We start from the raw sequence: 21,787 nt of genomic DNA on the forward strand, positions 1-21,787 counted from the left end.
GCCGCCGTGCCGGCCTGCATCATCTCGACGTCGCCGGTGATCGGCGCGTTCGCCAGCTTGCGCCCGACGATCGACACCAGCGACATCGCGATCAGCCCCAGGAGCGCCGTCCCGCCCAGCAGGGCGAAGCCCTTGGCCGCCTGGATCAGCATCCGCTCGACCACGTCGTGCGGCGCCAGCTCGACGGGAATCCCGATCGGCTCGTTCATCGTCCCGCACCCGGCCGGGGATCAGTGGGCTGCGGCGAGGCTGCGGGCGGAGGCGGCCAGGGCCGCGGCGTCGATGCCCTTGGCCGTCATGTCCTTCACCCACTCCTCCTCGACCGCCTTGGCGGCGGTGCGCATGGCCTCGTAATCGGCGGCGGACTGCTGGGCGATGGTGCCGCCCCCGGCCAGGACCAGCGTGCGGGTGGACGCGGCGGCCTCGTCCCACACGCGGCCGAAGATCTCGACCAGCGCCGGGCCGCTGTTGCGGTCCACCGCCGCCTTCAGCTCGGCCGGCAGGCTGTCGTAGCGCTGCTTGTTCATCAGCAGCGTCAGCACGGTGGTGGAGTAGAAGGGCTGCCCGGCCGGCGGGTCCGTGTGGAACTTGGTGACTTCCTGCAGCTTGGTCGGCGTGACCACCTCCCACGCACCCATGGCGCCGTCGACGACGCCCTTGGCGATCGCCTCCGTCACCTGGGCCGGCGGCATGTTCACCGGCACCGCGCCGAAGGCGGCCAGCGTCTTCGACACCATGCGGGTGGAGGCGCGCAGCTTCAGCCCCTTCAGGCTGTCCGGGCCGGTCACCGGCTTGCCCGCCGTGTGGAAGGCCACCCCACCGTCCACGTGCATCGCCAGCACCTTGAAGGCGTCGAACTCCTTCTGCGCGTGGCGCTCGTAGAAGGTCCAGGCGGCCTTGCTGCCGCTCACCCCGCCGCTGACGACGAAGGGCAGTTCCATCGCCTCGATGACGGGGAAGCGGCCGGCGGAGTAGCCGGGCGCGGTCCACACCACGTCGGCGATGCCGTTCTTCGCCTGATCGACCAGCTGGCCCGGCGTGCCGCCCAACTGCATGGCCGGGAAGATCTGGCACTTGATCTGGCCCTTGGTCTCCTGCCCCAGGCGCTCGCACCAGGGCTCCAGCACCTGTTTCTGCGCGGCCGAGGTCGGCGGCAGGAAGTGCGCGACCTTCAGGGTGACGGTCTGGGCCCAGGCAATGGTGGGAGCGGAAACGGCGAGGCCGCATAGGCCGAGGCCGAGCGCAAGCGCGGACAGTTTCATGGGGGGTTTCCTCCGCAGGACGGGCGGCGCGCCTGTTGCACGGCGCGCCTTTATTGTCATGTTAACAATCATGGTCGTTAACATGTTAACTTGTCAAGCGGGTTTTTGCCGGGGGAGGAGCTGACGTTGGGTTTTCGGCTCACGCCTCAACCCAACCTACGCGGGGCGTTCCCGTAGGTTGGGTTGAGCGCCAGCGAAAACCCAACAATCACAAGGAACTCACCCCAGGTCGCGCAGCGCCGCGTCGATCGCCTCCCGGATCTTCACCGGATCACCGAGCATGGCGGCGAGCGCCAGCGACAGCTTGGCCAGGAACAGCGCCTCCCGCCCCTCGCCCGCCGTGTCGATGCCCTCGGCGATGCGGTCGTAGGTCTCTTCCAGTTGCGTGGTGGTGAGGGTCTTCGTGATCATTTCGTCTCTCCCGGAACCGTACCCATGGCGACCCGCACGGCGTGCGCGACGTCCCCGGCGGTGGCGCTGCGCCAGCGGGCGCAGACGTGCGTGTCCGGCCGCGCCAGATAGGCGGCACCCGGACCGGCGGCGTACTTGGCGGCGGCGCGCCCGCCGGGGTCGGCCAGCACCGCCTCGGCCAGCGCCGCCATCTCCGGTGTCGGCGCTGCGGCGAGGATCACGCGCACCATCGGCACGCCCAACTGCACGCCCAGTTCGCCGGCCTGCCGCAGCAGCGCGCGCTGCCCCTCGCCCAGCCCGTCCGCCCCGGCGAAGACCAGCAGGTGGAAGCCGGTGCCGAAGTGGTCGAACAGGTAGTCCCCCTCGCCCAGCCTCACGTTGCGCAGCGGCTCGCCGCAGGCGGGGCCGCCGGTGAACGCCCGGTCCTCGTCGGCGAAGCTGTTCAGCGGCGAGTGCGCGTAGGTGTGCGGGCGCGACGTGCGCCAGTGCAGCAGGTCCTTGCAGAACTCCTCCGACAGGGTGAAGGACAGCACGGCGTCGCGCATCAGGCGGAAGCCGCGCGTCGGCGGCGTCATGAAGCGCGTGCTCTTGCCGCCCTCCTCGCAGATCTCGCGCGCCGCCTGCACGCGCTCCGACGAATAGGTCTCCAGCAGGCCGCGCGGCGCCTTGCCCTGGACGACGAAGGCCAGCTTCCAGGCGAGGTCGTTGCAGTCCTGGAACCCCGTGTTGGCACCGCGCACGCCGAAGATTGGCAGCAGGTGCGCCGCATCGCCGGTGAACAGCACGCGCCCGTGCACATAATCCGGCAGCGTCAGCGTGTTGGCGGAATAGACGGTCGCCCAGTCCAGCCGCCACGGCACGCGCTTGCCGATCATGCCCAGCACCAGTTCGATCCGGCGCGCCAGCAGATCCGGTTCCAGCGCCTGTTCGGCCGTCTCGCCGTCGGGCAGGCGGAAGTCGATGCGCCAGAGGTCGTCGGGCTGGCGGTGCACCAGCACGTTGTTGCCGGGGTTCCAGTCGGGATCGAAGAAGCACAGCCGCTCGGTCGGCAGGTCCAGCTTGGCCTGGATGTCGGCGATCACGAAGTTGCCGGGGTAGGAGCGCCCCTCCATCCGCAACTCCATCAGCCGGCGCACGGCGGACCGCCCGCCGTCGGCCGCCACCGCCCAGCCGGCGGTCAGGTCGTATTCGCCGTCCGGGGTGTCCACGCGCAGGGTCACCGAATCATCGTCCTGGCGCACCGCCAGCACCTTCGATCCCCAGCGCAGGTCAATCAGGCCGCTGCGCTCCACGGCATCCACGAGGTATTCCTCGATGTACTGCTGCTGGATGTTCAGGCCGGGCAGGAAGCGGTCGTCCGCGTCGTGCGGCATGACCATCTGGTAGACCTCCCGCCCCCGGTAGAAGGACCGGCCGCGCGACCACTGCAGCCCCTTCGCCAGGAACGGCCCGGCGACGCCGACCTGCTGGAGGATCTCCATGGACCGGCGCGTCAGCACGATGGCCCGGCTGCCGTGCGAGACCTGCAGCTCCTGCTCCAGGATCACCGAGGGCACGCCGAACCGCGCGAGGTCGAGCGCCGTGACCATGCCGATCGGCCCGGCACCGACGATCACCACCGGATGACGGACGGCGTTCCCGTCCATCTCCGGCGGTCGGCGGTAGGGGTGGATGGCGTACTCGTAGAAGACCGAAGCCCGCGGCTTCGCATCGGGTGCGTGCATGCTGCGTTTCCTCCGCGGCGCCGGCATTCGAGTCCGGCGCGATGCTTGTCGGCATGCAGGATAGGGTGCGGCGGGCCACGCGGTCTGTCACTCTGGCGGGGGACAGGCGCCGTGGTATACGGGAAGGGGGAGGAGGACGATGACCGCACCCGTGTTCGACCAGACCCTGTTCGACCAGACCCTGATGGACCGCACCGGCACGCTGGTGGAATCGCTGGGCGGGGCGGCGTTCGACCGGGCGCTGGCGGACGTGCTCACCTCCGCCGCCGAGTTTCAGCAGGTCATCGTCTTCGCCGTCCCGCGCGAGGGGGAGGCGCGCTGCCTGTACGGCTGGCACCGCTCGGCGCCCGGGCTGGCGGCGGCGCTCTCGCAGCGGTACGTCGAGGGGAGGTTCGACCGGCTCGACCCGACTCTGCGGTACCTGCGCCGGATCACCGGGCAGCCGCGCAAGTTGCGCCTGCTGCGCCGCGACGACATCGACGACGCCGCGTACCGCCGCCACTTCTTCGACAGGCCCGACCTCGACCGCAAGGTGTCGATTCTGAACGAAGATTCGGCGGAGGGGCTGTACCTCAACGTCTACAAGCGCGCGGGTGACGCGGACTTCTCCGACCGCGAGGTCGGCAACCTCGCCGGGCTGTCGGGGCTGGTGTGCAAGAGCATCCTGCGCCACCGCGCGCTGACGCGGAGCCACCCGCCCGCCCCCGCCCTGCCCAATCCCATCCCGCCCGATCTGGCGACGCTGCGCCGCCTGCTGTCGGCGCACGTCACCGCCCTGTCGGCGCGCGAGGTCGAGGTCTGCGCCCGCATCGTCGCCGGCTATTCCAGCGAGGGCATCGCGCTGGACCTGCGCGTCACGGGCAACTCGGTCGCCACCTACCGCAAGCGCGCCTATGCCAAGCTGGGCATCAGCAGCCAGCACGAACTGTTCGCGCTGTGCCTGCGCGCCGCTGTGTGCTGACTCACAGACGGTGCGGACGCCTCCACGTAGCCTCCCGGACCAAGGAAAAGGCCACGATGGATGGAGGCACCGATGCTCAAGGCCGCTCTCGCCGGACCGATTCTCGCCGCCGGCCTCCTCGCCGGCACCGCCGCCGTGGCGCAGACCATGTACGGCGGCTACAATCTCGGCCCCGATTACGGCGCCATCGTCAACCAGTTGCTCCAGCAGGATCAGGCGCTCGGCCAGCGGATCCGCCAGACGGAAGCGCAGGTGGTGCAGCAGGCCATGCACAACCCAATCTGCCAGAACGCCTACCAGCAGCATCTCGCCGGCGGCGGCCAGATGCCCTACCCCGACTTCGCCTACCAGTGCGCGGCGACGGCCGGCTTCACGCCCGACGGCATGGCGCGCTTCCGGAACAGCGAAGCCGACAACCAGATGCGCGAGCGCCGCGCCATGGACGGCCTGCGCCAAGCCGAGCAAGCCCGCGCCGCCGCGCAAGGCGGCCACGCCGAGGGCTATTACCGCAACCAGCAGGAACTGGGCTACGCGCTGCAGGGCAAGAGCACGTGGATCGACCCGAACACCGGATACGAAGCGGCGCTGCCGCACACGAATCCCGGAACGCTGTACGTCGACCCCGGCAGCGGCAACGGCTACGTCATGGATAACCAGGGCAACTATTACGTCCAGCCGCCGCACGGCTACTGGTACCAGATGGCGCCCACGCGCTGATATGGCCAAGGCGCGGCTGCGGCGGGACAGCGCCGCGGCCGCACGCTGCAGTTGATCAAATTGTGACATATTGTAACAACACACCCACTGCATTTGACATGCATACTTTATCAATTCGATAGTCCCTCCCCGAACAAGCTACCTGAACGGGAGGACGCCCCATGCCCGATTCCCCGCCCCGCCGGCCGGCGGAGCCGACCCGCCGCGACGTGCTCGCCGGCATGGCCGGCGTCGCCGCCGTCGCCGTCGCCCCGACCGCGCTGATGCCCACGGCCGCCGCCGCGGCCGACGCCAAATCGATCCTGAAGGCCTCGGCGACGCTCACGGGGATCCCGCTCGACCTCTCCTACCTGGACCTCGCGCAAAAGGTGTGGGACACGCTGGCGCCCACCTACGGCGCGCCGGTGCTGGAGAAGCTGGTGCAGGCGGTGAACACGGCCCCGCCGCAGCGCCCGCTGAAGGACGTGCTGCTGGAACAGGGGCTGCTGCCGGCCGCGCAGGCGGTCACCTCCACCTGGTACACCGGCGCCAGCGCCGCCGACGGCGGGCAGACGGTGCTGTTCTACAACGACGCGCTGATGTGGCGTTCCTGCGCCTTCACCAAGCCGCCGGCCACCTGCGGCGGCACCTTCGGCTACTGGGAACAGGCCTACGAGCCGGTTGCCGCGGCCAAGCCCACCGGCAAGGCGTAAGGGGACCCCGCCATGACTCAGAATCATCGCCACGCGCACGCCAACGTCGTGGAGGCGGTCTCCGCCGACGTGGTCATTATCGGCGCCGGTGTCGCCGGCGGCCTCGCCGCCTACCAGCTGGCGCGCTACGGGCACTCCGTCATCGTGCTGGACGCCGGCCCGCGCATCGACCGGGTGGAGGCGCTGGAGCGTTTCCGCGCCTCCCCCGTCAAGGGCTCCAACGCACCGTACGAGAACCCCTGGTACGCGCCGCAGCCGGAGGACGACGACTTCGACAGCTACTACGTCCAGGCCGGCCCGCGGAAGTTCCAGGGCCTGTACGTGCGCGGCGTCGGCGGCACGTCCTGGCACTGGACCGGCCATGCCGAGCGGCACTACCCCAACGATTTCCAGATGAAGACGGCCTACGGCAAGGGCGTCGACTGGCCGATCTCCTACAGCGACATCCTGCCCTACTACCTGCGGGTCGAGCAGGAATGGGGCGTGTCCGGCGATTCCGCCGACTACATCGGCCCGAACCGGAACGGCGAGATGTTCCCGCTGCCCAAGGTGCCGATGTCCTACTCCGACCACGTGCTGGGCGAGGCGGCGCGCAAGGCCGCGTTCACGCCCGCGCTGGACTACGGCCCCTACCCGCACGCCCGCAACTCGGTCCCCTACGACGGTCGGCCGCAGTGCTGCGGCAACGCGTCCTGCCGCTTCCTGTGCCCCATCGCCGCCAAGTACGACGCCAGCGTCCACGTGACCAAGGCCGAACAGCTGGGGGCCCGCGTGATGGACAAGCGCGTCGCCTATCGCATCGAGGTGGGGGACGACCACATGATCTCCGGCGTGCTGTACCGCCACCCCGACGGATGGGAGGGGCGCGCCACGGGCAAGCGCTACATCCTCGCCGCGCACGCCATCGAAACGCCGAAGCTGCTGCTGATCTCGCGCAGCGAGCGGCTGCCCAAGGGCGTCGCCAACAGCTCGGAGAAGGTCGGGCGCGGGCTGATCGCGCTGGCCGACGTCAACACGCTGGCGCTGGCGCCGAAGGCGACCTTCCCCTACCGCGGCCCGGTCAGCGCCACCGGCGGCCTGAAGTCGCTGCGCGACGGCGAGTTCCGCAAGGAGCATGCGGCGATCGCCACCAACTTCGTCAACGGCGGCTGGAACGCCACGCTGGGCCCGGCGCAGCGGGCGCAGACGCTGATCTCGCAGGGCGTGTTCGGCGCCGACCTCGCCAGGACGCTGGAGGAGCAGACGGCGCGCGAGATCACGCTGGGCAGCATGGTCGACGTCCTGCCGCTGGAGACCAACTACATCGACGCCGACTATTCCAAGCGCGACGCGCTGGGCATCCCGCGTCCCAAAGTGTACTTCACCTGGGACGAGTACACGGAGAAGGGCATCGCCGTCGCCCGCCAGATGCACACCGCCATCCTCCGCTCCCTGGGGATCGAGGAGAAGGACGAGAAGGCGGCGCAGGTGCAGCGGCCCGACCCGGACGTGGAGACGGCCGTCATCGCCGGCACCACGCGCATGGGCAGCGATCCGCGCACCTCGGTGGTGGATTCCTTCTGCCGCGCGCACGACCACCCGAACCTGTACATCATCGGCACCGGCGTCTACCCGACGACGGGCATCGTGTCGCCGTCGATGACGGCGGCCGCGCTGGCGCTGCGCGCCGCCGACCAGATCCACGCCAACGCCGGCCAGGGCTGAGCCAGGGGACAGGGCCATGAATGACCACATCGCACAGCCGACCCTCACCCGGCGCACCCTGCTGGCCGGCGCCAGCGGCTTGGCGCTCGCCGCCTGCCTGCCCGGCCCTTCCAAGGCCCAGGGCACGCCACCGAGCGGCACCCTGCCGAAGGGCTTCGGGGCGGAGGAGCTGATCACCCCCGACGACGTGCGCGTGAAGGCCGGCACCCGCCAGCTGGACGTCGCCATCGACGCGCGCTACGGCTACTACGACCTCGCCGGGCGGCCGGTGGCGCTGCGCGGCTACGACGGCACGCCGCGCCCGCGCACCCTGCGCGTCGGCGCCGGGGACACGCTCGCCCTCGACCTCAGCAACCGCATGCCGATGACGGGGGACACCGCGCCCCCCCCGGCTGCGGCGGGCGGGCATCACGGGCACGCCCCGGCGAACATCCCCGGCGTCTCCGGCCTCAACGTGCCGCACGGCTTCAACCGCACCAACATGCACGTGCACGGGCTGCACGTCTCGCCGCGCTCCCCGGCCGACAACGTGCTGCTCACCGTGTACCCGGGCCAGACGCAGCACTACGTCTACGCCATCCCGCCCAACCACCCCTGCGGCCTCAACTTCTACCACGCGCACGAGCACGGGTCGGTGGCGCTCCAGGTGGCCAGCGGCATGGCCGGCGCCCTGATCGTCGAGGGCAAGGTCGACCGCAAGGAGGAGATCGCCAAGGCCAAGGACGTGGTGATGCTGCTGCAGAGCCTGCCCGTGGACGACCGCGGCCAGCTGGAGAGCTACGCCACGCTCGACCTCGGCACGCAGGTCTACGTCAACGGCCAGAAACATCCGGCCATCCGCATGAAGCGCGGCGAGGTGCAGCGCTGGCGCCTCGTCAACGCCACGCACGACCGCTTCCTGACGCTGACGCTGGAGAAGCACGGCTTCGTGGCGCTGGGCTACGACGGCAACCCGCTGGAGAAGACGGAGCGCGCCGACAAGATCTTCCTCGCCCCCGGCAACCGGGCCGAGGTGCTGGTGAAGGCGTCCGAGACGCCGGGCACCTACGTGCTGGACGGCGGCAGCAACTTCGGCGTCACCTACGGCCCCATTGCCGCCGTTCGGGTGACCGACGAGAAGCCCGACGAGAAGACCCAGACGAAGCTCTACGAGGGCGACCTCGTGAGCTACGCGACGGACTTCGACGGCCACCTGAAGCCGATCGAAGATAAGGAGATCGTCAAGGGCCGGCGCGTCGGCTTCGGCCAGGTGGGCACGCTGCCCAACTGGACCTGGACCATCGACGGCCAGCCCTTCGCCGCCGACGAGACGGGCTTCACCGCCAAGCTGAACACGGCGGAGGAGTGGGTGCTGACCAACCAGACCAACGACCCGCACCCCTTCCACATCCACATCAACCCCTTCCAGGTGCTGGAGGCGGAGGGTCTGCCGGTAGCGGTGCCCGCGGGCCGCTGGCTGGACACGATCACCATCCCGCCGCACGGCCGCGTGCGCCTGCGCACCCGCTACCGCGACTTCGACGGCCCCTTCGTCTTCCACTGCCACACGCTGGCGCACGAGGACCAGGGCATGATGCGCCTGATCACCGTGGAGGCCTAAAACACAGGCCACCGTCCGTGCTCACCCCGTGGCCTCCAGGTGGCGGCGCATGGCGCTGCTCAGCTGGCGCGGGGTGACCGGCTTGTGCATCAGGCCCAAGCCATGCGCGGCGGCGTCGCGCTGGCACTCCGGCCCGGTCTCGCCGGTCACGATGATGCCGGGGATGTCCGTGCCGAACAGCGCGCGGATGGCCACGATGGCGTCGGTGCCCACCTTGCCGTCGCGCAGCCGGTAGTCGGCGATGACGATGTCCGGCGTGCGGCTGCCCGCCCGCAGCTTCTCCACCGCCTGCTCGCCGGACCCGGCGATCAGAACCGTGTAGCCCCACTCCTTTAGGATGGCCTGCAGACCCAGCAGGACGATGGCGTCGTCGTCCACCACCACGGCGAACAGGTCGCCGCCCGCGGCCGGCGCCGCGGCCGCCGGGTTGCGTTCCACCAGGGCGCGCGTTTCGCCCAGCGGCACCTCGATGCTGAACACCGATCCCTGCCCCGGTTCCGAACGCACGGTGACCGGGTGGTCCAGCAGGCGGCCAATGCGCTGCACGATCGCCAGCCCCAGGCCCAGGCCCTGCGTGCGGTCGCGCTCCTGGTTGCCGATCTGGTGGAACTCCTCGAAGATGCGGGCCTGCTGGTCGGGCGGGATGCCGATGCCGGTGTCCTTGACCGAGATGCGCAGCCGGTCGCCGGCCACCTCGCAGTCGATGGCGATGCTGCCCTGCCCGGTGTAGCGCACGGCGTTCTCCACCAGGTTGCGGATCATGCGGCCGAGCAGGACCCGGTCGCTGCGCACGTGCGCCGGGCAGCCGGCCATGCGCCAGTACAGCCCCTTGCCGCGCGCCACCGGCGCATAGCCGGCCGCGATGTGGTCGAGCAGCAGGGATATCGGAAAGTCCTCGATGGTCGGCCGCACCACGCCCGCGTCCAGGCGCGACACGTCCAGCAGGCTGTCCAGCAGCGACTTCAGCGCGTCCAGCCCGCGCTCCAGGTGGCCCAGGACCGCCTGCCCCTTCTCGCCCTGCACATGCTCGTGCAGGGCGCCGGCGAACAGGAAGATCGACTGCATCGGCTGGCGCAGGTCGTGGCTGGCGGAGGCGAGGAAGCGCGACTTCGACCGCGCCGCCTGCTCCGCCTCCTCCTTGGCGCGGCGCAGCGCCTCCTCCGCTTCGTACTGTTCCGTGACGTCGGTGTTGGTGCCGAACCACAGGACGACGTTGCCGTCGTCGTCGCGCACCGGCAATGCCCGCGACAGGAAGCGGCGCCATTCGCCGTCGCGCCCCCGCAACGCGAAGGAGTCCTCCCACGGCTCCCCTGTATCGAGCGAGCGGCGGAACCGCTCGACGACGCGCGCGGCGTGGTCGGGGTGCAGCAGCGCGCTCCACCCCCAGCCGCCCGCCGCCTCCGGCGTCGTCCCCGTGTAGTCGTACCAGCGCCTGTTGAACCAGAAGATCGACCCGTCCGGGCGCGCCATCCACGCCAGCTGCGGTATGGAGTCCGCCAGCGTGCGGAAGCGGTGCTCGCTGTCCTTCAGCAGGGCTTCCGCCTCCTTCTGGGCGGAGATGTCGCGGAAGTAGACGGACAGCCCGCCGCCCGCCTGCGGATAGACGTTGAACGAGGTCCAGCGCCGCAGGATGGGCGAGTAGGCCTCGAACGCACTGGCGCGGCCCTCGGCTATGGCCTGCCGGTAGCGGGCGTGCACCTCGGTGCCCCGGACCTGCGGGAACACGTCGAAGAAATGGCGCCCGATCAGGTCCTCGCGCTTGCGTTCGAACAAGGCCAACGCGTGGTGGTTGACGTAGGTGAAGCGCCAGTCGTGGTCGATGGCGTAGAAGGCGTCGCCGATGCTCTCCAGGATCTCCGTCGCCCGCTCGACGGCACCCCGCAGGCGCTCCTCGGCCTGCAGTTGTTCCGTGATGTCCTCCAGCACCACGACCGCGCCGGAGATGCCGCCGTCGCCGGCACGGATCGGCACGGCCGAGTTGCGGATGGTCTTGCGCGTGCCGTCGAAGCTCTCGATGTCGATGATCTCGTCCAGCGACGTCTCGCCATTGAGGATGGCGCGGGCGGCGCCCCATTCGTGCGGCGCGATCCGTTTGCCGGTGTCCCGCCACCACGCCCGGTATTCGCCGTAGTCGTCGATGCCGACCTCGCGCGCGCCGCCCCAGATGCGCCGGGCCGCCGGGTTCATGCGCAGGATCTGCCCGTCGGCGCCGATGACGCACGCGCCGACCGGCAAGGTTTCCAGCACGCGGTCCAGCAGCGCCTCGTACCGCGTCACGTTCTCCGCCAGCCGCTTCTTCTCGGTGATGTCCTGGAAGTACACCGCCAGGCCGTCCGGCGTGGGAAACGCCTGTCCCGCGTACCAGCGGCCGAAGGGCGGGTAGAAGGCCTCGAAATCGACCGGCATCTGTTCCGCCATCGCGTGGTGGAACCGTTCCCAGAACACCGTGCCGACGGCTTCGGGAAACGCCTCCCACAGGACGTGGCCGGTCAGGTCGCGGCCCCCGGCGATCAGCGTGCGGGCGCGCTGGTTGACGAAGGTGATCCGCCAGTCGCGGTCAAGCTCGTAGACGCTGTCGGCCGTGCTCTCCAGGATGGCCGTGGACCGGCGCTCGGCGGCGGAGGACGCCTCCAGCGCCAGCACCCGGCGCTCGGCCAATTCCTTTCGGAGATGGGCACGGGCCAGGACCCAGCCGACACACATGGTGAGGAGCAGCGCCGCCATGCCGCTTCCCACCACGGTGAGGGTGGTGCGCCGGGTGGCCTGTTCGACGACGGCGGCGGGCGCCCCGAGGAGCACCGTCCAGCCCGTCGCGGCGGAGGCGGCGGCGGCCGTGAAGATCCGCTCGCCTTGCCGTGTCCGGGCAAAGAAGAACGGCGCCCCCCGGCGCAGCCCTTCGATGACCGTCGGATCCGGCTGCATGCCCAGGTTCGGGTCGAGCGGACCGTCGGACAGCGTGCGCGCTATGAACCGCATTTCGTCGTCGATGACGGCGAGAACCCAGCCGGGCGGCAATCCCTGGTCCCGCAACGCCCGGTTCACCGCCCACGCCCGGACGTGTGCCGTAAGGACGTGCGACACGCCATGGTCGCCGAACACGGGAACGCTCACCGCCACGCTGGGCTCACGCCCCTTGTCCGGGGTGATGAGAACGCCGCTCATGCGCGGCTCGCCATAGCGGAACACGGCGTCGACCTGGCCATTGACGGCCGGGCGGGCGGCTGGGCTGTCCCGCGGGGCATCGTCCCGCAGGAACAGCCGGGCCGGTCCGTTGCGGTCGCGCACCTCCAGGGCGATCCAATCCGGGCGCTGCTCCAGCGCACGGTGCGCCCGGTCGGCGAAGGACGCCTCGTCCCGTTCCATAAAAGCCTGGGAGGTGGCCAGCATTTCCAGCGCGCTTCGGCTCACGGCGATCCGTTCATCCACGGTGCGCACGGACGCGGACGAGGTTTGCTGGAGCATGCTCTCGACCGATCGCTGCTGCTGCCGGTTGAACACCACGACCATCGCCGCGGCGAAGACGATCAGCGGCAGGGCAGCCGCAAGGGCCGCAGCGGGCAGGCGGAGGCGCATGCGCAATGCTTGACCTTCAGAATAAGCACCCTGAACAGTATGATTGTGCTTGTGCCGAGAAAAGTAAACGGCAGAACATCAACCGGACACTCGCTATAAAGAGCATATTGATACAGTGACATTCGGCCGATGCAACACGCCCTATGACGTGACCATGTCAGCCATTTTCGGTTTTGTGTCGAAACTTTACTTTGTTCTCGAAGCGAGGGCGAGGCAGCAAAGCGCGAGGAAGGTGCAACATGCAGCTCCACACAGCTTCGGATCGGCAGCGGGCGTTCGACGCACGTCGCCGGATGATGTTCATGATGCTTGCCCTGGCGCTGGGGACGGACCCGGCTTTGGCGGAAACCACGCTGGAGAGGATCGGCCGGACCGGCGAGGTGCGGATCGGCTACGCGCCGGAGGTGCCGTTCGCCTTCCGCACATCGGACGGACAGCTGAGCGGCATCGGTCCGGCCCTGGCACGCCGGGTGTTCGCCCGGATGGACGTCCGCACGGTGCGCACGGTGGAGAGCGAGTTCGGCGCGCTGCTCCGCGAACTGAAGGCCGGCCGCTTCGACGTGGTCGCGGTCGGCATGTTCATCCTGCCGGAACGGTGCCGTCAGGTGATCTTCTCGGAACCGGCGTTCCAGGCGGGCACCGGCTTCGCCGTGCGGCCGGGCAACCCGCGGGGCCTGCACAGTTTCGAGGACGTCGCACGCGACGGCTCGGTCCGGCTCGGCGCGGTGGCCGGGGCGGTGGAGCTGGACTACGCCCGCGCCAGCGGCGTGACCGAGGAACAGCTGGTGATCTTCCCCGACGCCGCCACCGCCGCCGCCGGGGTGAAGGCCGGGCGCGTGGACGCCTATGCGGCCATGGCGCTGACCGTGCAGAGCCTGGTGCAGCGCAACCCCCGCCAACTGGAGCGCGCCGAACCGTTCCGCAACCCCACCGTCCGCGGCCGAACCTCACTGGAACACGGCGCCTACGCCTTCCGGCCGGAGGACGAAGACCTGCGGGACGCGTTCAACCGCCACCTGGCGGAACTGCTGCGCACGCCGGAGTACCTGGATCTGGTGGCACCGTTCGGCCTGACCCGCGAAAACCTGCCGGACCGGACAACGGCGCAGCTCTGCGCGCCGTCGCCGTGAGGAATGACGGCGACGGGCCAAGCGCCAGCGCGGCCCAACGTCGGACACGCCCCTCCACGATCGAGCTGTAGCCGCCCGGAATATTGCCTTGCTATCCTCGGACGTCTTTGCAGCTTGAGGTGGCGAGAGTGCCGCAGGATGTTGTGGTGAGCGAGGCCCTGGCCGCCTTCCTGGCGGACGGGGTCAGCGTCGTCGTCTCCTCCGGCGGGGCCGGGGGTTGGCCGGCGGTGGGGCGCGCGCTGGGGTGCGCGGTGGCGGCGGACGGGCGGCGCGTCACCGTGTTCCTGGCGGAATCGGCGTCCCAAGGGCTCCTCGCGGCGATCGCCGGCAGCGGCCGGATCGCCGTCGCCGTGACCAAGCCCAGCACCCACCGCTCCATCCAGATCAAGGGACGCGCGGCTGCGCGCGTGCCGCTGCCCGCCGACGCCCACGCGATCCTGGCCCACCATGGGGAGGCGTTCGCCCGCGACCTGCTCACCATCGGCTACGACCGCCGCTTCACGCGCACGCTGATGGACCATGACCCGGCCGACGTCGTGGCGGTGGCCTTCACGCCGTGCGGACTCTTCGACCAGACGCCCGGCCCCAACGCCGGCTGCGCGGTGGCGCCATGAGTGGTGAACCATGAAGGATACGCTGACCATCGACGCCATCCGCAACTGCCTGGAGGGCGTCATCCCGGCCGCCATCGCCACCTGCGACCCGGACGGCACGCCCAACGTCTCCCTGCTGTCCCAGGTGCATTACGTGGACGGCGCGCACGTGGCGCTGTCCTACCAGTTCTTCAACAAGACGCGGCGGAACATCCTGGCCCACCCCTTCGCCACCGTGCAGGTGATCGACCCGGCGACGGTGGCGCAGTACCGGCTGCACCTGCGCTACCTGCACACCGAGACCGGCGGCCCGCTGTTCGAGAGCATGAAGGCCAAGTTGTCCGGCATCGCCTCGCACGCCGGCATGCAGGGGGTCTTCCGCCTGATGGGCGCCGACCTGTATCGGGTGGAACGGATCGAGGAGGTTCCGGGCACCACCCTGCCGCCGCCGGTGGGCCGGCGCAGCCTGCTGCCGGTGGTGCGGCGCAGCTGCGAGCGGCTGGCCGCCTGCGCCGACCTGTGTGAACTGCTGGACACGGCGCTGGCCGCCCTGAAGGACGATTTCGGCATCGAGCACGCGCTGGTCTTGATGGCGGACGAGGCGGCCGGGCGCCTCTACACCGTCGCCGCCATGGGCCATGCCGTGTCCGGTGTGGGGTCGGAGGTGGCGCTGGGCGACGGCGTCATCGGCGTGGCGGCGCGCGAGCGCACGCCCATCCGCATCACCCACATGACGTCGGAATACAGCTACAGCCAGGCCGTGCGTGCCAGCGCTACGGACGCGGGCGTGGCCTTCGCCGCGCGCGAGATCCCCTTCCCCGGCCTCGCCGAGCCGCACAGCCAGTTGGCCGTGCCGATCCTGGCCGGGCCACGGCTGGCCGGCGTGCTGTTCGTGGAAAGCCCGCAGGAACTGCGCTTCTGCTACGACGACGAGGACGCGCTGGCGACCCTCGCCGCCCAGATGGGCGCCATGATGGCAGCATTGCCCCAGGCCGCCGCCCCGGCCGAGGAGGCGCCGGCCGGTGGCGCGGTGGCGGCCGGCGGGGGTGCGGCGGCGGTGATCCGCCATTACGCCGCCGACGACAGCGTGTTCATCGATCACGACTACCTGATCAAGGGCGTGGCCGGCGCCATCTTCTGGAAGCTGGCGCGCGACTACGTGCATCACGGCCGCACCGACTTCACCAACCGCGAGCTGCGGCTGGCGCCCGACATTCCCTTGCCCTACTTCGCCGAGAACCTGGAGGCGCGGCTGATCCTGCTGCAGCGCCGTCTGGCCGAACGCTGCGCCTTCCTGGGCATCGAGAAGACCGGCCGCGGCCGCTTCCGCCTTGCCGTGCAGCGCCCCCTGGCGCTGGAGGAAATGGTCTAAGGCATCCAAACCGCCGCGCTTACGATTCTTTTAGCATCCCGTGAGCGAACAGTTAGCAAGCGCCCCGTCCATTGCATGCGTATCGTCCGCCCCATTCACAGTCCGTGACAGGGAGAGACGAGATGACCGGGCAAACGCCGGCGCCGCGCTACGACATGTACCGCCTGATCCACAAGGGCCTGCGCGCCTGGATGGCCGACACGCTGGCCGCCGCCGGCACGCTCGACACCGACGACGACCGCGAGGTCGCGGCGGTGCTGGCGCGCGTGCGCGGCCTGCTGGACTTCTGCGCCAAGCACGTGAAGCACGAGAACACCCACGTCCACGCGGCCATGGAGGCCCGCGCCCCCGGCTCCACCGCCGCCATCGCCGCCGAGCACGAGCACCACGCGACGGAGATCGCCGCCCTTGAAGCCGCCGCCGCCGCAGTGGAATCCGCCCGCGGCGCCGCCCGCGCCGACGCCGCGCACGCCCTCTACCGCCGGCTGGCCGCGTTCGTCGGCGAGAACCTCGTCCACATGGAAGAGGAGGAGGGCGCCAACAACGCCGTACTGTGGGCCGCCTACACCGACGCCGAGCTGATGGCGATCGAGCACGCCATCGTCGAGTCCCAGTCGCCCGACGACAAGATGCTGGGCATGCGCTGGATCATCGCCGCCGCCACGCCGGCCGAGCGCGCCGCCCTTCTGTCCGCCGTCCGCCCCACCGTCCCGGCCGAGGCGTTCGCCGGCCTGCTGGAAATGCTGAAGTCCGTCCTGCCGCCGGCCGCGCACGGCAAGCTGGTGCGCGCGCTGGCCGCCCCCGCGCTCGCCGCCTGAGGAACGCCGCCCGAGGAACACCATGATGACCACCACCCACCCCCTGGTCCAGGCGCTGGAGCGGATGACGCTGATCCGCGCCTATGAGGAAACGCTGGTCGACCTGCACGGCCGCGGCCGCGCCGCCGGCACCTGCACGTCCGTCGGGCAGGAGGCGTCGGCCGTCGGCGTCGTCTCCGCCCTGGCGGCGGACGACCTGATCCTGACCAACCACCGCAGCGCCGGCCACCTGCTGGCGCGCGGCGCCGACCCCGGCCGCCTGATGGCGGAGGTGATGGGCAAGCGCGACGGCTACTGCAAGGGCAAGAGCGGGTCGCTGCACATCTCCGCCAAAGAGTTGGGCGTCGTGCTGACCTCCACCATCGTCGGCGGCGAGCTGGGGCTGGCGCCCGGCGTGGCGCTGTCGCGCGCCATGCTGGGCGGCGAGGGCATCGTCGTCTGCTTCTTCGGCGACGGGGCGGCGTGCGAGGGGCGCTTCCACGAATCCCTGAACCTCGCCGCCGTGTGGAACCTGCCGATCCTCTACGTGTGCGAGAACAACCAGTGGCAGGCCTTCGTCCATAGGAACGAAACGACGCTGGCGGACGGCGTCGCCGCCCAGGCCGCCGCCTACGGCATGGCCGGCGCCAGCGTCGACGGCAACGACGTGGAGTCCGTGCACGCGGCGGCGTCCCAGGCCGTCGCCGCCGTCCGCCGTACCCGCAAGCCCTTCCTGCTGGAGACGCGCACCTACCGCCTGCGCGGCCATTTCGAGCCCGACGACCAGTCCTACGTCGACCCCGCCGAACTGGCCCGCTGGCGCGAGCGCGACCCCATCGTCCTGCTGCGCACCCGGCTGGAACGCGACGGCGTTCTGGGCGCGGAGGAGATCCGCGGCATCGAGGCGCAGGCGCGGCACACCATGGACCGCGCCGTCGCCTTCGCCGACGCCAGCCCCTACCCCGGCCTGGAAGAGCTGACCAGCGACGTCTACGCCTGAGGAGATGGCAAGCATGCTTCAGATGACCGTGAACGACGCCGTCTCCGCCGCCTTGGCCGAGGAGATGCGGCGCGACCCCACCGTCCTGGTGTTCGGCGAGGGCGTCGCCACCAAGCGGCGCGATCTGGTGGAGGAATTCGGTGCCGCCCGCGTGCGCAACACGCCGCTGGCCGAGGGCATCATCGCCGGCACCGCGGCCGGGGCCGCGGCCACCGGCCTGCGCCCGGTGGTCGACCTCCTGTTCGCGCCCTTCCTGACCTACGCCATGGACGAGATCGTCAACAGTGCCGGCAAGCTGCGCTTCCTGTCGGGCGGGCAGTTCGCCTTTCCCATGGTGGTGCTGGCGCAGACCGGCGCCGGCTGGGGCGTGGGCGCCCAGCACAACCACAACGTCGAGGCGTGGTTCGTGCACAGCCCCGGCGTGAAGGTCGTCATGCCGTCCACCCCGGCCGACTTCAAGGGGCTGCTGAAGTCGGCGATCCGCGACGACAACCCGGTGCTGTTCTTCACCGATCTGGCGCTGGGCTACACCGACGGCCCGGTGCCGGAGGGCGACACTGCCATCCCGCTGGGGCAGGCCGCCGTGCTGCGCGAGGGGAACGACGTCACGCTGGTGTCCTACGCCAAGACCGTCGACGGCTGCCTGCAGGCGGCCGGCCGTCTGGCCGAGGCCGGGATCGGCGCCGAGGTGATCGACCTGCGCACGCTGAAGCCGCTGGACACCGACACCATCCTGCGCTCGGTCCGCAAGACCGGCCGTCTGGTCGTGGTGCACGAGGCGGCCGGCCCGTGCGGCCTGGGCGCCGAGATCGCCGCGCTGGCGGCGGAGCACGCCTTCGCCCACCTGCGCGCACCCGTCCTGCGCCTGACCGGCCCCGACGCCCCCGCCGCCGCCAGCTTCCCGCTGGAGCAGGCCTTCGTCCCGCAGCCCGACGCCATCGAAGCCGCGGCGCGCCGGTTGGTCACGCCGTCGTAGGTTGGCGTCGTAGGTTGGGTTGAGCGCCAGCGAAAACCCAACGTCGCCAGAACCGCGAGCGCGTTGGGTTTTCGCCTGCGGCTCAACCCAACCTACACCTCCACTCAGGAAATCAACCGCTCGAACAGATCCTCCGGCCCCATCTGCCCGCCCTTGAGCATCAGTTCCAGCCCATCCGACGCCCGGTGGGCACTGTGGCTGCGGCTCAGCGTCACGCCGGGCGCCAGCGTGGTGACGTAGGACAGGCCCCAGCAGCCCAGCGCCTTGACCGCCTTACTGGACGTGTCGCCCCCGGCGATGCCCACGCGGCGCAACGGCACCTCGCGCACCACCGACGCCACGAAGGCGGCGGTCGCGTCGGCGACGGCGGAGGCGCGCGTGGTGTCGGCCGCCGCACCCTCCGGCGGCGCCGTCCACACCAGCACGTGCCGCCCGGCGCGCAGGCGCGTCGCCACGTCCTCCAGCAGCCGCCGGGCGTAGTCCGCATCGCCGCACAGTTGGCCGGCGTCGGCCGGCAGGCGGTCGAAGGACACGGCCGCGTCCACCTGCCGCCGCGTCACCGGCGACAGGCTGCCGGCCATGACGAAGACCGGCCCCGCGGCCGGTTCCAGCGCCGCCTCGGCGATGCCGGCCAAAGGCCGTTCGCTCAGCGCCCAGTGCGTGGTCAGCGCCTGCGCCACGCCGCTCGGCCCCACGGCCAGCAGCGGCGCCAGCCGCGCGCGTTCCCAGATCAGCCGGCCGATCGGCGCCAGATCCGCCGCCCGGGCGACGTCCAGCAGGACGCAGCCGCCCCCCGCATCGGCGAGGTGGTCCAGCCGCTCCGCCAGCCGCGCGCGGTCCATCGCGTAGTCGGGGTAGTGCAGCCCGGCGATGCCGGTCAGCCCCTGGGCGCCCAAATGCAGGCGCAGGTCGGCCTCCCCCATGGGGGTGACCGGGTGGACCTTCATGGTCGGGTGGCGGTCCAGCCGGTGCACCGCCCCCCCGGTGCCGGCCGCCGCGAACAGGTTGCTGAACAGGCAATACCGCCCGATGTTCGGCTGCCCGCCCACCACCGGAACGAACCGGTTGGGAAAGAACGGGCGCAGGGCCGCCACCGCCGCGCCGATGCTGCCCACGTGCGGCGCGCTGTCGAAGGTCGAGCAGCACTTGTAGTGCAGGACGCGCACGCCCAGGCCGGCGAAGAAGCGCCCCACCGGCTCCAGCTCCGCCCGCATGGCGTCCGGGTCCATGCCGCGCGCCGCCCCGGCGATGCCCAGCGCGTCGAGCGGCCCCAGCGCCGCCAGCCGCGCCGCATCCGGCACCTCCAGCAGCAGCAGTGCGCGCCGTCCGGCCTCGGCCAGCGACGCCAGCGTGTCGGTGGCGCCGGTGAAGTCGTCGCCGTACCAGCCGTAGCGCGGCGCGCTTACGCCCAGGCGGGGCGCGCTCACGTCTTGGCCCCGCCGAAGAAGTCCAGCGCCCGCTTCAGCTCCGGCTGGCCGCGCGCGGCCTCGTCCAGGGGCACGCCCGCGCGGGCCGCCGCCCAGGCCTGCCGGATGCTGGCGACGCCGGCCGCCGGTCCGTCCGGATGGGCCATGATGCCGCCGCCGGACATGAACAGCAGGTCGTCGGTCCCCGCCGCCTGCCACGTCGCCGGCACGGTGCCTGCCCATTGGCCCGACGAGAAGGCCGGCATCACCCGATCATCCCCACCGTCGGTGAGCGGGGCGAGGCAGGCGCGGGCACCCTCGATCACCTCCGCGTCCGGCTGGGCGAACTTGCCCTGCAAACCGTGCACGTGCATGTGGTCCACGCCGGCCAGCCGCCACAGCACTTGGTAGGCGTCGAACCCGATCCCCAGCATGGGGTGGCGCGACAGCGCGCCGAAGCCGTTGCGGTGCCCGTGCAGGACCAGCCCGGTGCTGCGCCGCAGCGTCTGCACGGCCGAGAAGCCGCACCAGTTCAGGCTGACCATCACGCAGCTGCCGCCCTCCCGCCACACCAGATCGGCGTGGCGGCGCATGGCGTCCGTCTCGTCGGTGATGTTGAAGGCGACCATCACGGACTTGCCGGTGCGGTCCTCGTGCCGGCGCACGCGCTCCATCACCGCCGGCACGCGCTCGGCCAGCGGCGCGTGGGCCGGGTTGGCGCAGATCTCGTCGTCCTTGATGAAGTCCAGCCCGGCGGCGCAGAGCCGGCCGACCAGCTCCCCCGTCTCTTCCGCCGACAGGCCGAGGTTCGGCTTTATGATGGAGCCCACGAGCGCGCCTTCCGCCACGCCGGTCAGCCGCCGCGTGCCGTCGACGCCGTGGCGCGGCGTGTCGAACTGCGCGCGGTAGGCGGCGGGGATCCGCACGGACTCCAGCCGCAACCCGGTGACCTCGCCCAGGTCGTACAGGTTGCCGGCCACGGTCGCCGCCAATGTGGGCAGGTTCCCCCCCACGTTGGCGGTGGGGAAGGAGATGGTGACGCGCGCGCGCCGCCACGGCCCCGGCCGATTCTGCCGTTCCAGCCAGCTGTTGGGCAGACTGGGGGTCAGCGCCTCCTCCATCTCCTCCACCCGTTCCACCACTGCGCGGGCGCGGGCGCGCAGGTCGTCCGTCTCCCCGTGCACGCGGGTGAAGGTGCCGCAGGACTGCTCGCCCGCCATCACCTCCGCCACCTTGGCGGGGTCGAGCGGCGTTTCGATCAGGTAGTCAGCCTCGAAGCGGTCGGCGCGCATGGGTGTCGGCCTCACAGGCGGCTGAGGTCAGGGAACGGGCGGACCGGGTCGCGGCCGTCCCATCCCTGCGAGGCCTCGCGGATCAGGTCGAACATCTTGCCCTTCGGCCCCGCCACCTCCGACAGCTCGATCACCGTGCCGGGGTGGTATTCGGTGTCGAAGTAGACGAAGCGGCCGCGCTCGCCCACCTCGCCGCTCATGACCGGCGTGAAGCCCTGTTCCGTCAGGCGCGCCAGATCCGCGTCGTAGTCCTGCGTCCAGTAGGCGACGTGCTGAAGCCCGGTGCGGCCGGCCCGCAGGAAGTCGCGGTACATGGACGGCGCGTCGTTGCGCGTCTGGATCAGCTCCATCTGCAGCGGGCCGGAGTTCGCCAGCGCCACCGAGTTGTGCACCTCGTACCGCTCGCCCCGGTAGGTGTAGTTCCTGATCGGCACGCGCTCGTTGTAGAACCAGGGGCCGATGCCCAGCTTGCTGCTCCAGTAGTCCATGGCGGCCTCGATGTCGGTGACGACGTAGCCGGCCTGACGGACCTCGCCGAAGAATCGGCTCATGCGGTGAACTCCTTGTCGAAGAAAGG

General features: G+C 70.8%; 19 protein-coding genes. 11 read left to right on the forward strand and 8 right to left on the reverse strand.

Annotated features, from left to right (window positions below; all coding sequences use genetic code 11):
• From VED21_RS08090 to VED21_RS08105, 4 genes are all read right to left on the reverse strand, one after another.
• A partial coding sequence (locus VED21_RS08090) for a hypothetical protein (RefSeq protein WP_324881822.1) occupies positions 1-209 on the reverse strand: 209 nt, incomplete at its 3' end.
• Positions 210-230: 21 nt separating this feature from the next.
• Positions 231-1,262: a TRAP transporter substrate-binding protein gene (locus tag VED21_RS08095; protein ID WP_324881823.1), complete on the reverse strand. Its 1,032-nt coding sequence runs from the start codon at positions 1,260-1,262 to the stop codon at positions 231-233.
• 219 nt (positions 1,263-1,481) lie between these two features.
• Entirely contained in the window at positions 1,482-1,673 is a 192-nt protein-coding gene (locus VED21_RS08100; protein WP_324881824.1) for a hypothetical protein, read from the reverse strand.
• Entirely contained in the window at positions 1,670-3,397 is a 1,728-nt protein-coding gene (locus tag VED21_RS08105; protein WP_324881825.1) for an FAD-dependent monooxygenase, read from the reverse strand. The genes VED21_RS08100 and VED21_RS08105 overlap by 4 nt, the downstream gene beginning before the upstream one ends.
• A 139-nt stretch (positions 3,398-3,536) precedes the next feature.
• Between VED21_RS08105 and VED21_RS08110 the strand changes: the two genes are divergently transcribed.
• The 5 genes from VED21_RS08110 to VED21_RS08130 all read left to right on the forward strand — a co-directional run bounded on the left by VED21_RS08110 (position 3,537) and on the right by VED21_RS08130 (position 9,071).
• Positions 3,537-4,358, forward strand: a complete 822-nt coding sequence (locus VED21_RS08110) for a helix-turn-helix transcriptional regulator (protein ID WP_324881826.1) — start codon at positions 3,537-3,539, stop codon at positions 4,356-4,358.
• A gap of 72 nt (positions 4,359-4,430) precedes the next feature.
• Positions 4,431-5,075 carry a hypothetical protein gene (locus VED21_RS08115; protein WP_324881827.1) on the forward strand — a complete coding sequence of 215 codons (645 nt, stop codon included), beginning with the start codon at positions 4,431-4,433 and terminating at the stop codon, positions 5,073-5,075.
• A gap of 161 nt (positions 5,076-5,236) precedes the next feature.
• A complete protein-coding gene (locus VED21_RS08120; RefSeq protein ID WP_324881828.1) occupies positions 5,237-5,767 on the forward strand; it encodes a sugar dehydrogenase complex small subunit in 531 nt (176 codons plus the stop codon).
• A gap of 12 nt (positions 5,768-5,779) precedes the next feature.
• Entirely contained in the window at positions 5,780-7,471 is a 1,692-nt protein-coding gene (locus VED21_RS08125; RefSeq protein WP_324881829.1) for a GMC family oxidoreductase, read from the forward strand.
• A gap of 16 nt (positions 7,472-7,487) precedes the next feature.
• On the forward strand, positions 7,488-9,071 hold the full coding sequence (locus VED21_RS08130) for a multicopper oxidase family protein (RefSeq protein WP_324881830.1): 1,584 nt from the start codon (positions 7,488-7,490) through the stop codon (positions 9,069-9,071).
• Between the two features lie 21 nt (positions 9,072-9,092).
• Here VED21_RS08130 and VED21_RS08135 read toward each other — a convergent pair whose 3' ends face one another.
• Positions 9,093-12,644 (reverse strand): PAS domain-containing protein, encoded by a 3,552-nt coding sequence (locus VED21_RS08135; protein WP_324881831.1) that lies wholly within the window; start codon positions 12,642-12,644, stop codon positions 9,093-9,095.
• Positions 12,645-12,946: 302 nt separating this feature from the next.
• Between VED21_RS08135 and ehuB the strand changes: the two genes are divergently transcribed.
• The 6 genes from ehuB to VED21_RS08165 all read left to right on the forward strand — a co-directional run bounded on the left by ehuB (position 12,947) and on the right by VED21_RS08165 (position 18,512).
• The gene (gene ehuB / locus VED21_RS08140; RefSeq protein ID WP_324881832.1) at positions 12,947-13,774 is read left to right on the forward strand and encodes an ectoine/hydroxyectoine ABC transporter substrate-binding protein EhuB; all 828 of its coding nucleotides are present in this window, start codon (positions 12,947-12,949) and stop codon (positions 13,772-13,774) included.
• 146 nt (positions 13,775-13,920) lie between these two features.
• A complete protein-coding gene (locus VED21_RS08145; RefSeq protein WP_324881833.1) occupies positions 13,921-14,388 on the forward strand; it encodes a hypothetical protein in 468 nt (155 codons plus the stop codon).
• A 10-nt stretch (positions 14,389-14,398) separates the two neighbouring features.
• Positions 14,399-15,739 carry a GAF domain-containing protein gene (locus VED21_RS08150; RefSeq protein WP_324881834.1) on the forward strand — a complete coding sequence of 447 codons (1,341 nt, stop codon included), beginning with the start codon at positions 14,399-14,401 and terminating at the stop codon, positions 15,737-15,739.
• Between the two features lie 122 nt (positions 15,740-15,861).
• The gene (locus tag VED21_RS08155) at positions 15,862-16,557 is read left to right on the forward strand and encodes a hypothetical protein (protein ID WP_324881835.1); all 696 of its coding nucleotides are present in this window, start codon (positions 15,862-15,864) and stop codon (positions 16,555-16,557) included.
• Between the two features lie 22 nt (positions 16,558-16,579).
• On the forward strand, positions 16,580-17,536 hold the full coding sequence (locus tag VED21_RS08160; protein WP_324881836.1) for a thiamine pyrophosphate-dependent dehydrogenase E1 component subunit alpha: 957 nt from the start codon (positions 16,580-16,582) through the stop codon (positions 17,534-17,536).
• A gap of 13 nt (positions 17,537-17,549) precedes the next feature.
• The gene (locus VED21_RS08165) at positions 17,550-18,512 is read left to right on the forward strand and encodes an alpha-ketoacid dehydrogenase subunit beta (protein ID WP_324881837.1); all 963 of its coding nucleotides are present in this window, start codon (positions 17,550-17,552) and stop codon (positions 18,510-18,512) included.
• Positions 18,513-18,616: 104 nt separating this feature from the next.
• On the opposite strand, the gene VED21_RS08170 is transcribed toward VED21_RS08165, so the two are convergent.
• From VED21_RS08170 to VED21_RS08180, 3 genes are read right to left on the reverse strand one after another with little or no spacing between them, the layout of a single operon-like run.
• Entirely contained in the window at positions 18,617-19,939 is a 1,323-nt protein-coding gene (locus VED21_RS08170) for a four-carbon acid sugar kinase family protein (RefSeq protein ID WP_324881838.1), read from the reverse strand.
• Complete coding sequence (locus VED21_RS08175; protein WP_324881839.1) at positions 19,936-21,210, reverse strand: ribulose-bisphosphate carboxylase large subunit family protein; 1,275 nt, start codon at positions 21,208-21,210, stop codon at positions 19,936-19,938. Before VED21_RS08175 ends, VED21_RS08170 begins: the two co-directional genes overlap by 4 nt.
• Positions 21,211-21,221: 11 nt before the next feature.
• Positions 21,222-21,761, reverse strand: a complete 540-nt coding sequence (locus VED21_RS08180) for a VOC family protein (RefSeq protein ID WP_324881840.1) — start codon at positions 21,759-21,761, stop codon at positions 21,222-21,224.
• Positions 21,762-21,787 lie beyond the last annotated feature (26 nt).

Origin of the sequence: Azospirillum sp., from assembly GCF_035627195.1 — a bacterium.
Taxonomy (GTDB): Bacteria; Pseudomonadota; Alphaproteobacteria; order Azospirillales; family Azospirillaceae; genus Azospirillum.

Bases quoted from the DNA above. Each gene is read 5' to 3' on its own strand.
- VED21_RS08115 (WP_324881827.1), top strand. From the start codon at position 4,431: ATGCTCAAGGCCGCTCTCGCCGGACCGATTCTCGCCGCCGGCCTCCTC.
- VED21_RS08150 (WP_324881834.1), top strand. From the start codon at position 14,399: ATGAAGGATACGCTGACCATCGACGCCATCCGCAACTGCCTGGAGGGC.
- VED21_RS08160 (WP_324881836.1), top strand. From the start codon at position 16,580: ATGATGACCACCACCCACCCCCTGGTCCAGGCGCTGGAGCGGATGACG.
- VED21_RS08125 (WP_324881829.1), top strand. From the start codon at position 5,780: ATGACTCAGAATCATCGCCACGCGCACGCCAACGTCGTGGAGGCGGTC.
- VED21_RS08120 (WP_324881828.1), top strand. From the start codon at position 5,237: ATGCCCGATTCCCCGCCCCGCCGGCCGGCGGAGCCGACCCGCCGCGAC.
- VED21_RS08155 (WP_324881835.1), top strand. From the start codon at position 15,862: ATGACCGGGCAAACGCCGGCGCCGCGCTACGACATGTACCGCCTGATC.
- VED21_RS08100 (WP_324881824.1), bottom strand. From the start codon at position 1,673: ATGATCACGAAGACCCTCACCACCACGCAACTGGAAGAGACCTACGAC.
- VED21_RS08110 (WP_324881826.1), top strand. From the start codon at position 3,537: ATGACCGCACCCGTGTTCGACCAGACCCTGTTCGACCAGACCCTGATG.
- VED21_RS08105 (WP_324881825.1), bottom strand. From the start codon at position 3,397: ATGCACGCACCCGATGCGAAGCCGCGGGCTTCGGTCTTCTACGAGTAC.
- VED21_RS08095 (WP_324881823.1), bottom strand. From the start codon at position 1,262: ATGAAACTGTCCGCGCTTGCGCTCGGCCTCGGCCTATGCGGCCTCGCC.
- VED21_RS08135 (WP_324881831.1), bottom strand. From the start codon at position 12,644: ATGCGCCTCCGCCTGCCCGCTGCGGCCCTTGCGGCTGCCCTGCCGCTG.
- VED21_RS08130 (WP_324881830.1), top strand. From the start codon at position 7,488: ATGAATGACCACATCGCACAGCCGACCCTCACCCGGCGCACCCTGCTG.
- VED21_RS08175 (WP_324881839.1), bottom strand. From the start codon at position 21,210: ATGCGCGCCGACCGCTTCGAGGCTGACTACCTGATCGAAACGCCGCTC.
- VED21_RS08165 (WP_324881837.1), top strand. From the start codon at position 17,550: ATGCTTCAGATGACCGTGAACGACGCCGTCTCCGCCGCCTTGGCCGAG.
- VED21_RS08180 (WP_324881840.1), bottom strand. From the start codon at position 21,761: ATGAGCCGATTCTTCGGCGAGGTCCGTCAGGCCGGCTACGTCGTCACC.
- ehuB (WP_324881832.1), top strand. From the start codon at position 12,947: ATGATGCTTGCCCTGGCGCTGGGGACGGACCCGGCTTTGGCGGAAACC.